This is a genomic window from Pararhizobium mangrovi, from assembly GCF_006516965.1.
Lineage (GTDB): Bacteria > Pseudomonadota > Alphaproteobacteria > Rhizobiales > Rhizobiaceae > Pararhizobium_B > Pararhizobium_B mangrovi.
The window spans coordinates 1-12,619 of record NZ_VHLH01000004.1 but is presented as its reverse complement, the minus strand read 5'-3'; the positions used below and the strand labels follow the sequence as shown (position 1 = coordinate 12,619).

The window sequence follows — 12,619 nt, the reverse complement described above, 5'->3', positions numbered from 1 at the left end:
ACGCTTGCGGCAATGCCGGACTGATGTTCACGGTATGGGCACGGTCTCTGGTTCAAGTGAACCGGGGAGCACTGCTTCCCCGTGGTCCTATTGCGCAGGAACGGAAGATGGGACATGGTCAATGACAGCACATTCGAAAGGACCGGCTATGCTCGAACCGCGCGCCCAAGATCCCAAGCCCCAGCAGCGCCTCCACAACGAGCGTGCCCGAGAACGGGACCTCGCGTTTGATCGGCTTCGATCGTCACTCGCCGCCACATCTACGCAAATCAGCAGACAGATAGAATCCGATGAATTTCAGACGGCGATGCGGAACTGCCGAGAAGCGCTTCGAAGCGAGTTGATCAAGCTCCGCAGACGGAGACCCTAGCGTGGCAGCCGTCATGCGACGCACCATCATCACCGCCGCACTCATGCTGTGCGCCACCCCTGCCTTCGCCATCCCGATCTGCCACGGGTCGCACCGCGCCGAGCGCAAGGTCACTTGCTTGATCGATGGCGATAGCGGATGGCAGGACGGCGTCAAATGGCGCTATGCCGCGATCGACGCGCCGGAGATGGGATCGCATGCGTCATGCCCGCGAGAGAAGCGCCTGGCGAAGCAGTCCCGCGACCGACTGCGCGCTCTGATGGCTGACGGCTACACCGTCAACGACACCGGCGAGACAGGCTACTACGGCCGCAAGATCGTGACGATCACGCTGGCGGATGGGCGCGACGCGGGTGATGTACTGATGAGCGAAGGTTTGGCGCAGAAGTGGCCGAACCACGGGAACCCATGGTGCCGATAGCGAAAATGTTCTCTTGATGTTCCGGTCTGGAATCGGCAGCATCGCGGCATGGTTGATGCCCCCCTACGCCTCGACTGGCGACATACCTGGCCCGACGTGCCGCGGAACTACATCGCGATGGACCGGGAAAACTGCTTTTCCGTATCCGTCTGTTGGGTCTTCGAACCAACAGGCAATCCCGGGCGCGAGCCGTGGGAATGGCACGCCAACCACGTCGTGGGGAGCGACACGCGGATTTCGCCTCGTATCGGTCAAGACAGAGGCTATGCGGCGACTAAAGGCGAAGCAGCCCGTCTAGCCGAGGCGGCGCATTTCCGCATGCTCGACGCGGTCGATGCACTTGGCTGGCGCGACAAACTCGTTGAGGCCGACGAACATGCAACGGCAGCCCGGGCGGCCCATGCAGCGTGGGCCGAAAAGCGTGGCTTTAGCTTGCGCGACGATTGAAGTCGGCCACGGAATTCTACCCGCGGCATCCCTGAGGCCGAGATCGGCCGAGCTTGTCGAGCAGCCGCGTTTGTGCGTCGCGGCCGTGGATCGCATCGTCGAGAAACTCGCGCGCGTCGGTGGAGATCTGGAGATCCCCGGCCCGGATCAGATCGGCGAAAGCCGTTGCAGCCCGGTCTCCGTCGCCCGTAAAAATCGCCCGCTCGAACTCCACACTTAAATCGGCCATTCGTCTCGAAGTCATGGAAGCACCCTCCGCCGCTATGCGTAAGGCTGACGGTCCCCGCAATGCAACCATGTATCAGTAACGTCTTGTTTCCCGGCTGGCTGCATCGCTTATTTGTTCTGCGACGCAACAACACGGGGATGGCTGCGTCCCTGTCGCCGGGACCCTTTCTCAGATGGAATCTCACAGGACCGTGATGGCATTTGCCCAATCGAAGGGCATTTACCGCGGTATTCGCGCTCGACTCGTCTCGTTATGGAGCACACCTTACACAGCGTAAATTGCAATTGAGGGGAATATAGACCATGAGCGAGAGGGAAATCTTGGAAGCGGTGCAGCAAGATCTGCAGTCTGCGCTGACCAATGCGAGGAAGCTGGATGGGGGCTTTCTCGCGCATCTCGTCGAAATGGCAGGCGACGAAGCGCGCAACTGCCTTACGATCGCCCGAGCCTACGAGCAGGCGCGCATCCGTCTGATCAAGTAGCAATTCGCCCCGCCGACCGCTAAGGCCGACGGGCCGTTGTATCAGATATGGGCAATCCAGAACGTGCGAGACGGGACTTGTACCTGGATCACGCCACGATCTTTCGAAGACGATCACGCATCCACGTATCCTGGATTGCCTCGTTGTTCATGAGCCTCTCCGAAAGCTCAACAGAGCTGGGCAGCGCTTCGGCAACAGCGGTATCGATTGAGCCCGCCGCCTCAAGTTGCGCGAGCCACCGTCGATACTTCCACGATGTATTTGGTTGAAGCGATGCGTCCGAGCGAATGGCAGCTCCGATCTGACGGGTCGAACGTTCGAATTCGGCGATATCGCGAAGCGGGAAGTGATAGATGACGATACCACATTCCCCTTTCTGCGGCTTCCCAGAATCATATACGGCGTTATGCGCGCCTCGCTCAATCCGCTCTAGACCGTCGAGGCTGAAGGCTGACTTCCCCGGCAGTTGCAGGAAGAAATACGGGGCCGGCAGTGGGTCGCGTATGCGGTCGTGGTTCTTCGGCATGGGAACAGGCGGATCCGCTCGGTATATCAGGGCTTCCCACCACGGCTCTCTTCCGAGAGTTTCGTAATCTGTCACCATGTTCCGTCGCTCGCATGCCAGAACGAGCTTCTTTCGGTTGGTCAACTCATCCTTGATCGAACCGCCTGGCACAACCCAGAACTCATCAGCATCGCCGCTCAATACCCAGTCTGCGCCATACGTTTCTCGCGCGAGCAGCGCCATCCTCGTGGCCCATGCGTCCTGACGATATGCGTCTGATCGTTCTTGCAGAAGGACGATCTGACCGAGTTGTTCCCGTTGGCGCAGGATCTCGCTAGTCCCGTCGGTAGAAGCATTGTCGGTGACGATGATGACGTCGAACCCGGCTCGGCGGTGGAAATCAATATTCGTTTCGATGATATCTGCTTCGTTCCGAACGAGGATCGTAAGCGCGACAATTGGATCTGTGTCGTCGAATTTTCCCATGTGATGGAGCGTAAAACAGCACGCGACAGAATTCTATAAGCGCACGCCCCGGATCATCTCTTCGCGCAGCAGCCGCAGTTCGCCCGTCAGATGGTCGACCTGGTCGCCAAGTGCTTCCAGCCGGCGATTGAGGGAATGAGCGTGGTTCTCAGCCATCTTTCGCTGCTCGATCATCTCCATGGTCTGCGCCTCCACAGCGCTCGCCATCTGCCGGACGGCCGAGGAATCAACCAGCGCGCCTGATAGCTGAAAATTTTGCTCACCGGCCTGGCCGTGCGGCTTTGCTCGGCCCCACTGCATGCCGAGCCGGCCAATCGCCGTCGAGATCGCGATGCCGACGCCGACCGCGATATAGACGAGCCAGTCCGGTACTGATGCCATGGTCATTACGTCCCCCATGCCGCCCTACCCGCGCTCGTGGTCGACCATGGCGCGAAAGACGCTGTAGGCCGCGGCGAGCACATGCAGGATGAGCGTCACGAGCCACAGCCCGGTCATTTGCTCCGGGTATGCGACGGCAAAGCCGAGTGCGAGCAGCAGGAAGGTAACGAGGCCCGCGGTCGCACAGGTCGCCCGGATCTTGGATGTCGTCTTGTGTCGAGCGCCGTTGACGACGAGCCCGACGATCCAGAGGGCTCCGACTGTCATCAGGCAAACGCCCCACAGCTCGGCCGGTGCCATCTTACGAAGCATGCCCATGGCCGGGTTGCTGAAAATGAAGGGGCGGCCGTAGAAGACCGCCCCCCATCCGACCAGCTCCGCAGCGCACAGCCATTCGACGATGCGCTCCGGGAACCGGCGCTTGAGCCGGCCGAAGACCCGCGAGGGGAACATTTCACCGGCCGTGCTCCATTGATCTCGCTGCGGCATCGCTGCGCGCTTACTCGGCATTGCGCGGCGCCATGTACGCCTGCACGAACGATACGAGCGGCGCGACCACCGCGGTTACCGCCGTCGAGAGCAGTGCAATCTGCGTCGGCGTGGTATCGGGCGGGATCAGCCCGAAATACGAGCAGATGATCACGAGGCCGCCGGCAAAGGTCACTCCCTGCGCGGCGCCCTTCCCGCCTCCGATGGCCTTGGCGACCTGCTTGGCCGGTGTGGACTTTTCGGGCATGTCTGCCTCCTGTGTCGGTCGAGGGGATTGGGTCGGGATTTCCGACGGCACGGGCGCGGCCTCGCCATTAATCATCTCGCGCACCTCGCGAAGGCACGCTTCCATCTCTGCCGGCTTGATCAGCGCCTTGTTGAGCTTGTCGCCGGCATAGTAGGTTTCGCCGCGCTTGAGCTTACGGTGCGCGCCCTGACAGTCTTCGAGGACGGGGAAAGACGCCCATTCCATTGCCAGCCGCCGGCCGAACTCGGTCGGGCCGATCTCGCCAGATGCGAACGCCTCGTAGCCGCGCCGCTTGAGCAGGTGGTAGCCGAGCCGGTCCTGTAGGTTCGGGTCGAACACTTGGGTGCCGCGCAGGCCGAGATCACTGGACAGATCCTGCAGCGTCGCGCGCATGAACTGGTAGCCACCGGCAGCGGACGAGCCGAAGCGCTTGCTCCAACCACCCTGCGCATCGACCACATCGCCGAGCGTCATGGACGTGAGCGGCTTGGCGAGCTTGTCCTCGTTGTGCCCGTAGATCGTGCGGTAGCTGTCGGCGCCGGCAGAGCCCGTCTCCGTGTCGCGCACGTAGTCGAGCAGCCGCGCCGCTCCGGACGGAACGGTAGGGTCCATGATGGTCTCCTGATCGTGGGGATGTGACAGATAGCTCGACTTGTGTTTTGCTGGTCGATGCAACCTGAGGGGATTCAGAAATGCTTTATCTCGCACTCACCGCCGGCTTTATTGCCGCCACGTATGCGCTCGCACGTTTGGCCGCCGACCGTTAGAATGCCGCGCCCTTCTCATGGAAGCGCGTAGCGTACTCTTCGGTTTATCGGTAATTCCTGGACGCGCCCTGAGGCTGGTTCTAAGGAACGTAAGACTCGACTCAAGAACGATGCCGTGTTTTTATCTCGCTCCATAACCATGGAGGGGTCATGGAAATCGCTTATTCGAACATTGCGGAACGATTTGCCGGCAGTCTGCTCTTGGCCGGCCATCTGTTCTTGACGGCAACCTTGATGCTGATGGCTGCAGCCTTCATGGCGATCGCTATGACAACCTTTATAATTGGCGCAGCTTGGAGATTATACTGCTCACGGACGGCGTGTTCCGGAACTGGGAACTGAGTTCGGGCCTTATTCGGTTTACCACCGGTTAACCATGTTGGGGCAGGATCTCAGACGAAGCAGGTTCTCCTCCCTTCTGCTTTGCTCCTAAAAACCGGTCCGCGACCTTGTTGCCTGTGGACCGGTTTTTTTGCTGGCGCCGCCCATCGAAAGCCCGCTCGGAGGCAGGCGGCTCGGCATGTTGCCAGCACTTTTGAAATTAAGCGATTGCGGTGCTTGGGCGAGGCATCAAGTGCCCGTAGGCTGAGGCGGCGATAACACGATTAACTGTGCGACTTCGATCGCCACCGAGCGTTTGTAAGTCCGGCCAATACCAGAGCATCCGCACTGCGGAGAGCTCGGTTAGTAGCCGCCGGACCTGTCGGGCGTCGACCTCGCCGCTCGATAAAGCAAACGTCACGAACACCTTCGCCATGTCAGGTGATCCGCTGCCGTCCGGCCCCGTCAGCATTGCGAGCTGGCGGCGGAAATGCCCAACGACGTTCCCGCCGGAATAGGCGGTGCCGACGAGGATGCTGAGGCGATCGACGGCGGCCAGGACGTCGCCGAGGCTGTCGCGAGTGAGGCCACTCTGCAGGACGCCGGCTCCGTCCAGCGGGTTGGTGTAGACAAGAAGCTTGAAGCCCTTCGTGTGGCAGACCTCGGCGAGATCGGCGATGTGTGTGCGCGTTGCATCGGACGAGCGGCCGTCCTGCGCTTCATAGTCGTAGACGATACCCCACGCCTGAGCCGGGTTGTCGACGATCCGCGCATTGGCCAGGATGATCCGGTCTGTCGCGACATGGTAGGGCTCGCCGGCGTAGGGCGGCGTCGCGTCGGGGTTCGGGTCGTCCGCGAACAGCGCCTCGCACCCGTCCACGGCGTCGGCGTAGGACACGATCGCCGAAGAATCGAAGCCAGCATCGGCCGCAACGACCGCGCACTCGGCCGGGTCGTAGCCGAGCGTCGTCATGATGCAGACCTTAGATGCCGCCATGGCCTTGGCGATCGTCGAATACTGGACGCGGCAGACGATCCCGTCCGCCCGCCGGATCGTCGGCGAGATCGGGTTCGGCTTGGTGCCCTTCTCCGTACCCTCGATTGCCGACGCGCGATGCGCCCACTGGAAATGGGCGATCTCGCCGTCCCAGCCCGCCGGCACGGCGTTCATGTTGGCGATGTTCTGGGATGCTGCCATCCCGATCGGGAAGCCGTCGTAGCTGTCGATCGTGTCGTCCGGCCGCGGTTGGACGCGGTTGTGGAGGATGCGGATCGGCGCCGTGAGATCGGCGGGGCCGAACGTGTTTTCGCTCATCGGTAGTCCTGCCCGGCGATGTCGAGGTAGATATCGAAGCCGTCGTTCGAGATCACGAACCGGTCTCTCGCGCCCGGCGTCGCGGTGACCTCCGGCGCGAAGCTGCCCCCGGTGACCCAAGCCGCTGGCCACGATACGGTGCGTCCGCCGACCTCGTCCTGCACTAGGATCATCTCGAGCCGCCCGCCGAACACCGGCATGTTCTGCAGCGCAATGGTCGAGACGTTCTCCGTCAGCACCGCGCGCACCTGCTGACCTTGCTCGTAATCGACGGTCAAAGTGCCGTTCGTGGAGCCGATCTCCTGCCGTCCGAACGTGTAGGTGTTGGTGAAGACCAGCGTTGAACTGTTTTCGAAGCCCGCGCCGTTGCCGCCGGTCGCCACGACATAGGGTTCATCCGCGAAGATCTGAGAAATGCTCTTCATTATGCCCGCGCCTTCCAGACTTTGAGTTGCTTGACGTAGCCGCACATCACGTCAATGGGCGTGTCGGTGCCGCGCGATCCGATGTGCGTCATGACGGTCGACCGGGAGGGTTCGGCGTCCGCAGCGACGATCCCCTCTTCCATTGCCAGCGATCGCCCGGTCAGGTCCCAAGACGAGACGACTTCCACGGTTGATCCGAGGCCCCAAGAATTGCCGCCGGTTTCTGCGGTCAGTTTGACACCGTTGGTCTGCGCCGAAATGCTCCCGGTTGCCGACACCATCGCCAGCGGCGTGTCGCCGGAGCCGAGCCCACCGATCAGTCTGACACCGTCGATAGGTCGCGCCTCTGCCTGCATCCACACGGTGCCGACGGCCTTTGGCCACCAGGACGCGTCCGCGAACGTCATGACATCAGCAGGCCGCGTCCCGACGGCGTCGAGCGTGCGGATGAGGCTCGTCGCGTAGCGACCGATCTCGGCTTGCAGGCCGGACACGTAGATGCCGGACGACCCGTCGCCCGCGTAGGAGATCGCACTGTCCGTGACCGCCGCGAAGACGTAGGCGGCGGCGTTGCCCGTCGCCGTCGCTTGAGCGGTGATCTCGACGAGCCAGCCGCCGGCAACGGCGCGCGCGGTTGCGGTGGCCGTGCCTTGCGTGACCTTCGCGATCCCGCTGGAAAGGTTGAAGGACGCGCGCGGCTGCCCTGGAAACGGGGAACCCTGGAGCTGGATCGCCGCAAAGTTCCGCTCGCCGGCGGATACCAGCATCGAGACCGTGATCCAGTCGCCCGCGGTCACGGCGAACGTCTGGCTGATGTTGTGCGTGCCGCTCGACGTGTCCTCAATCAACTTTGCAGCAGACAGGCCACCAACAAACATTGATGATGGCGAGACGGTCGACCGGGCCCGCGTCCACGAGGAAGCGGTCGGGTCGCGCGACTGCTTGAAAAGGTTGGTTCGAGATGGCTCGATCATCAACCCGCGATCGCCCCAGCGCGGATCGCCGCTCGCCGTCGAAATATATCGCCCCGCCTGGTCGACGTAGTAAGCTGATGCAGCTCGATCGTAGGCGAGACAATCGTCCATGGTGCCAACGCCGACGGCCAACGCCATCTGCGCTTGGAAATCGGCAACGAAAACGACGTCCGGATCATCGCCGATCATGTCTGCGATTTTGCGCGTCACCCATTGCTTAGTCGACAAAAGTGTCCGCGGTGCCGGAAAGGGGGATGGAACAAGCAACCCGGTCAGATCATCGACCCGGTCCTTGACGAGATCGGCGCCCAAGTTCCCACCGACTATTCTGGCTTGGGCCCCGCCAGAAAAGATGCGGATGAGAACGGTATTCGGCCGCGTAAGCTCTCCTTCTTTCAAGGCCCGGCTGTTTACGATGAGTGGGATCGGGTCGGAGCCGTCGATCGAGATCGTCACCGGGCCGGTATTGGTGTCTGCGGGAGACAGCGAGAACAGCATCCCAGAGCTAAGGGATTTAGACGGGCTGGTAGTCGCCGCAACGATGTTGTTCGGATCGCTATTTGCAACCATTAGCGATTGCACCGTGAGGCTCAGGAGCTCGTCGAGTACGCTACTGACTTCCGCAAATGTATTCCGGTCGGGTGGCGCACCCTCGGTAAGAGCGTTCAATGCCTCGCTGATTTCGGAAAAAGTGTCTGCATCTTCAGGCGCATTGGCCAGGATCTTGTCGAGATCGCTTCGCAAGTCTGCGATGTCAGCCGCGATATCGTCCAGTGCGTCGGCATCACCGGTCGCACCGCGCAAGGCATCAATTGCTGACTTGAGGTAGATCAGGAATTGGACAATCTCTTTCGGGTCGGGTCGATGATCGTCCCGAACGGGGTTGCCGAAAAAGATCTGCTTAGGATCGAGGGGTGCACTGGCCACGCGAATGCTCCATGCGAAAGCGCCCCGGCACGCGGCCAAGGCATTCATGCTTTGATTTCTGGGTGACAGGCCCGGCTAAGCGATGCTTACGGAGCCGGGGCCGTCAGGGTCGGATGCCACGCCTGTGGCGCTCTGCATGACGACCCAATAGTACCAGGTGCCCGAGCCTGGGTTGTCCTGCTGCTGCAGTTGCTGGTTGGGCGAGGAATAGATCGGGCCGTAGAGATCGGTTGCGCTCGAGAAGTCGTTGGTCGCGCTGCGGTAAATCAGTGCCGCCGAGACCCGCCGGTCGTTGGCATTGCGCCAAGGCACCTGGACGGTCGAGTTGATGACGGTCAGCGTGCCGAGCACGCCTTCAGCCGGCGCCGTGCTGTCACCGGACGCCTTGATCTCGACGATGTCGGACCAGCCCGAGGAGCTGCCGGTGATCGTGGTCACGCGCCAGCGGATTTGATAGGTCGTGCCGATCGCGACGCCGCCGGATCGCCCTGCCCCGTCCTCGGTTTTCATCGCGAACTCGTCCCAGATCGTATCGCCCTTCTCGCGATACTGGATCTGGACGATGTAGTCGGGACGGCTCGGGACCGGGAAATCGGCCACGAACCGGACGCCGGCACCCTCGATGGTCTGCGAGACGATCTGCATGTCGGCGGGATCGATGTTGTCGATGCTGCCGCCGTTGTTCTGCACCGTGATGTTGAGGTTCGGGCGGTCGCCCTCTTCGCCGGGCAAAAGCGTCCAGTTGCTCGCGTCGGTCGAGATCAGCGTGAGATGCTGCGTCAGCCCGTCCTCGCCCGGCGCGAGGCTCGCCACCTCGTAGACACCGGACAGGTTGGCGTCGCCGAGGCTGAGCCGCACGAAACGCCGGGACCGCAGGCGCCGCGCGCGCAGGCCGGCCGTAACCGCAAGCGAGCGCTTCGCCGACTGCCGCCGCGCCGTGGCCTTGACCGCGCGCACCCCAGTGTTGTGGTCGAGCAGGACGTGGAGCGTGACGTCCTTCGTCTTGATCGGCTGGCCCTGCTTCCAGTCGTCCGAGACCCATTGCGCCGTGGAGCTTTCCTTGTACGCAAAAGCCGGCTCGGTATAGATCCCGTAATAGTGGGTGTAGTCCGTCTCGCCGTCGTCGTTCTCGTTGCTCTCGATCTCGAAAACATCGGCATCGGTCAGGACCACGTCCGGCTCGACATATTTGCCGACGTAGATCCCGAAACGACCGTCCTCATCCTCGAACCGGATCGCGTCGCACGCGGCCATCAGGCGGTTCTCGGCCTCGATGTTGCTCTCTTCCGATTTGTCGATGATGACGGAGCCACGGTAGCGCTTGATGCTGTCACCGTAGCGATCGACGACCGTCTCGTCGCAGATGTCGGCCTGTTCGGCGATGTTCGCCCAGTTGATGTCGTCGGGGCTCATCGCGAACCGCTCGGGGTCCATGCGATGCTGGGCGATCAGGAGGGCGATATTGCCCTTGCTTGGCCCCCAGGTGCTTGGCTGGTCGGGGCGCTCGTCGCCGTCCCCGCCGCGCGTGCTGTCGTTGCGGGGATCGTAATAGCGGCCATACATCGCTGCGCGTGTGATGTCGGGCTCACCGAGGCCGAGCACGCCCCTAAAGACGTAATAGCGCGCCCGATGCTTGTTGCTCATCTGCCGGACGCGCAGCAACGTGTCTGATACGCCCGCACCTACGTGCCGCTCGGTCCATTCGCTGAAAACCGATGTCAGCTTTTCCTGCGCTGCTTGATCGACCGTCCCATGTCGCGAGAAGAGGTAGAAATACGGATCCTCGTCGCTCTCGTAGAACTCGTCGGTTTCAACGCCATTCCCACCATCGTGGAACGTGACCGGAATGTTGTCGAGGTACATCTGGATGTCTTCCGTCACCTCCGCATCGGCATGCGCGATCTGCTTGTAGAGCCGGCCATCCTTCGCTTCGGCGAACGTCACGATGCCGCCGAGGCGAAGCTCGCCGGAAGCGTAGTAGCGCTTCTTCTGGTCGGTCGTGAAATTCGACTGCAGGGCCTGCGGCGGCGGGGCGCTCGGCTTGTTCGCAAGCAGCGAGTTGGCGGCGTAGGAAAGCCCCGCGACGATCGCCGCCTGCCCCAACGCAGAGCCCGCGACACCGACGATCGCTTGCCCTACAATCGCCTGCGTTGCGACGGTTGCGCCAACGGCGTTCAGACCCGAAGAGATCAATGCCACAAGCCCACTGACCGGGTCGGCCTTTGCCGGCGCTGTGAGCGCGGTCGACATGAGCAGCGCACCGGCAAGCATCTTGAGCGGTCGCATCACACGCATCGGTATGCCTCGATCAGTTCATGCATGCGGCTGCGCAGCACACCGGCCGGCGAGCGGAAGGCAGCGTATGGTTCGAGATAGATGCCAGGCAGTTCCAGACCGCGCAGGCGGCAGGCAACCACATCGCCGAGGGCCGGCGTATCGACCACACATGCGCCCGCTGAGAGCATTCCCTGCCTGATCAGCGCAGCATTGCCGCCCGCCTCATCCTTGAGCCTGTGGGCCTCGCTCTCGCCCGAACAGCGCCCCCTCCATTCCGCAGCGGGATCGCGGCCGGTCAGCCGGACGACATAGTCCGCCACCGAGAAGTCGCAGTTGGCATCGGCCCAACCGAAAGGGTTCGCGTGCCAATCGGCCAGCGTTGCGGCGATCGCCTCTTCGATGTTCATGGATTGATCACTCTGACATGCGCTCCCGATCTCTGGCATGCTCGACTGGCAAGCATTCAAAGGGGAGGCAACCATGCAGTTTTTTCAGTTTGAAGAGTTTGGATTTCTAGACGGTGTTCGCGGCGTATACGGCACCGTTGCCTTCAATTTCGACGGGCAAGTCGACGACATACCGGTCGCCCATAACGTCCGCGTCAAAGTCCGCATCACGACGAGTGCAGAGCAATCCATCGGCGATATGCGCGAAGCTCTTTATCGGGAAGCGGTTGAACAGATGCACCGCGCTCTTTCATGTGCTGAAGGTAAGTCAGCACAAGAGCTATTTTCCGAGGCTCAGGAAATGGAAGCCGCGGAACAGAAAGCCCTAGAAGACTGGCAGCCCGATCTTTCATAGCGTGCCTCACGAGTCGCTGATGTTGAGGTGCTTGCCGTTGATGTAGGCGACCACGAACTGCGCATAGGCATCGTCCGCGACACCGAACATCTCGAGCGAGCGGGCGCGCTGCCCGGCATCGTTCATGATTCCGAACTGCGTCATAGACCGTCCCTCGTTGATGTTCTTCGCGATCACCGACATGGAGTAGAGCCGGCGGTGGCCACCGTCCTCGTCCTTCGTGATCTTCTCGCTGAACCGGGACTGCTTCATCCGCAGGCGCCAGCTATCGCCGGGCGGCGTGGCGGCGCGCGTCTTGCCCTCTTCAAGGTAGACCGACGAGCAGACGAGCAGGCGGCCCTTCACCTCTTCCTCGAGGTCGCGCGTCTTGTGGTAGGTCTCCTCGTCCACATAGCCGAGTGTGAATTCGTAGAGCGGCGAGGACCCATCCCGAATGTCTGTGAGCTTCGGCGGCTGGAAGAACGACACCACGTCGCCGCCGTCGTTGATCGCATTCCACCCGTGCCAGCGCTCACCGTCCGGCGTGATCATCGGGCCGATGCCGCCCCAGATGCGTACCGTGGACGAAAGGAAGTGTGCTTCGACCGTCGGCCGGCAGACCAGTTGCCGGTCGCTCTTCGCCGTCTCGTCGAGAAGGCCGTCGATGGCGTCATAGAAGCCGGGCATCTAGATGTGAGCTTTCATTAGGTTGTCCATCCGGTCCGGACCGGGGATGCTGAGGTTGTGAGACTTCAGAGTCCAGGGAGGGACCGGAT

At 62.0% G+C, this 12,619-nt stretch carries 15 protein-coding genes; 4 read left to right on the top strand and 11 right to left on the bottom strand.

Annotation, left to right across the window (positions count from 1 at the left end; translation table 11 throughout):
• Nucleotides 1–371 precede the first annotated feature (371 nt).
• Nucleotides 372–791 carry a thermonuclease family protein gene (locus FJU11_RS03020; RefSeq protein WP_141165547.1) on the top strand — a complete coding sequence of 140 codons (420 nt, stop codon included), beginning with the start codon at nt 372–374 and terminating at the stop codon, nt 789–791.
• 48 nt (nt 792–839) lie between these two features.
• Nucleotides 840–1,238, top strand: coding sequence for a hypothetical protein (locus FJU11_RS03015; RefSeq protein ID WP_141165546.1), 399 nt, complete (start codon nt 840–842; stop codon nt 1,236–1,238).
• A gap of 16 nt (nt 1,239–1,254) precedes the next feature.
• Here FJU11_RS03015 and FJU11_RS03010 read toward each other — a convergent pair whose 3' ends face one another.
• Complete coding sequence (locus FJU11_RS03010; RefSeq protein WP_141165545.1) at nt 1,255–1,482, bottom strand: hypothetical protein; 228 nt, start codon at nt 1,480–1,482, stop codon at nt 1,255–1,257.
• Nucleotides 1,483–1,769: 287 nt separating this feature from the next.
• Here FJU11_RS03010 and FJU11_RS03005 point away from each other — a divergent pair, with 287 nt between their 5' ends.
• Entirely contained in the window at nt 1,770–1,949 is a 180-nt protein-coding gene (locus tag FJU11_RS03005) for a hypothetical protein (RefSeq protein WP_141165544.1), read from the top strand.
• Between the two features lie 88 nt (nt 1,950–2,037).
• On the opposite strand, the gene FJU11_RS03000 is transcribed toward FJU11_RS03005, so the two are convergent.
• The 9 genes from FJU11_RS03000 to FJU11_RS02960 all read right to left on the bottom strand — a co-directional run bounded on the left by FJU11_RS03000 (nt 2,038) and on the right by FJU11_RS02960 (nt 11,470).
• Nucleotides 2,038–2,940, bottom strand: a complete 903-nt coding sequence (locus FJU11_RS03000) for a glycosyltransferase family 2 protein (protein ID WP_141165543.1) — start codon at nt 2,938–2,940, stop codon at nt 2,038–2,040.
• Nucleotides 2,941–2,973: 33 nt separating this feature from the next.
• Nucleotides 2,974–3,321: a hypothetical protein gene (locus tag FJU11_RS02995; protein WP_141165542.1), complete on the bottom strand. Its 348-nt coding sequence runs from the start codon at nt 3,319–3,321 to the stop codon at nt 2,974–2,976.
• Nucleotides 3,322–3,345: 24 nt separating this feature from the next.
• Nucleotides 3,346–3,831, bottom strand: coding sequence for a hypothetical protein (locus FJU11_RS02990; protein ID WP_141165541.1), 486 nt, complete (start codon nt 3,829–3,831; stop codon nt 3,346–3,348).
• The gene (locus FJU11_RS02985) at nt 3,821–4,669 is read right to left on the bottom strand and encodes a lysozyme family protein (RefSeq protein ID WP_141165540.1); all 849 of its coding nucleotides are present in this window, start codon (nt 4,667–4,669) and stop codon (nt 3,821–3,823) included. Before FJU11_RS02985 ends, FJU11_RS02990 begins: the two co-directional genes overlap by 11 nt.
• A 696-nt stretch (nt 4,670–5,365) precedes the next feature.
• The gene (locus FJU11_RS02980; protein WP_141165539.1) at nt 5,366–6,460 is read right to left on the bottom strand and encodes a hypothetical protein; all 1,095 of its coding nucleotides are present in this window, start codon (nt 6,458–6,460) and stop codon (nt 5,366–5,368) included.
• On the bottom strand, nt 6,457–6,885 hold the full coding sequence (locus FJU11_RS02975) for a hypothetical protein (RefSeq protein ID WP_141165538.1): 429 nt from the start codon (nt 6,883–6,885) through the stop codon (nt 6,457–6,459). The genes FJU11_RS02980 and FJU11_RS02975 overlap by 4 nt, the downstream gene beginning before the upstream one ends.
• Nucleotides 6,885–8,786: a phage head spike fiber domain-containing protein gene (locus FJU11_RS02970; protein WP_141165537.1), complete on the bottom strand. Its 1,902-nt coding sequence runs from the start codon at nt 8,784–8,786 to the stop codon at nt 6,885–6,887. Before FJU11_RS02970 ends, FJU11_RS02975 begins: the two co-directional genes overlap by 1 nt.
• 75 nt (nt 8,787–8,861) lie before the next feature.
• Nucleotides 8,862–11,081 carry a phage tail protein gene (locus FJU11_RS02965; RefSeq protein WP_141165536.1) on the bottom strand — a complete coding sequence of 740 codons (2,220 nt, stop codon included), beginning with the start codon at nt 11,079–11,081 and terminating at the stop codon, nt 8,862–8,864.
• A complete protein-coding gene (locus tag FJU11_RS02960; protein ID WP_141165535.1) occupies nt 11,072–11,470 on the bottom strand; it encodes a DUF6950 family protein in 399 nt (132 codons plus the stop codon). Before FJU11_RS02960 ends, FJU11_RS02965 begins: the two co-directional genes overlap by 10 nt.
• Before the next feature lie 37 nt (nt 11,471–11,507).
• Between FJU11_RS02960 and FJU11_RS02955 the strand changes: the two genes are divergently transcribed.
• Nucleotides 11,508–11,864: a hypothetical protein gene (locus FJU11_RS02955; RefSeq protein WP_141165534.1), complete on the top strand. Its 357-nt coding sequence runs from the start codon at nt 11,508–11,510 to the stop codon at nt 11,862–11,864.
• Nucleotides 11,865–11,870: 6 nt separating this feature from the next.
• Here the strand turns inward: FJU11_RS02955 and FJU11_RS02950 are convergent, their stop codons facing one another.
• Nucleotides 11,871–12,530 (bottom strand): hypothetical protein, encoded by a 660-nt coding sequence (locus FJU11_RS02950; protein ID WP_141165533.1) that lies wholly within the window; start codon nt 12,528–12,530, stop codon nt 11,871–11,873.
• Between the last annotated feature and the right edge of the window lie 89 nt (nt 12,531–12,619).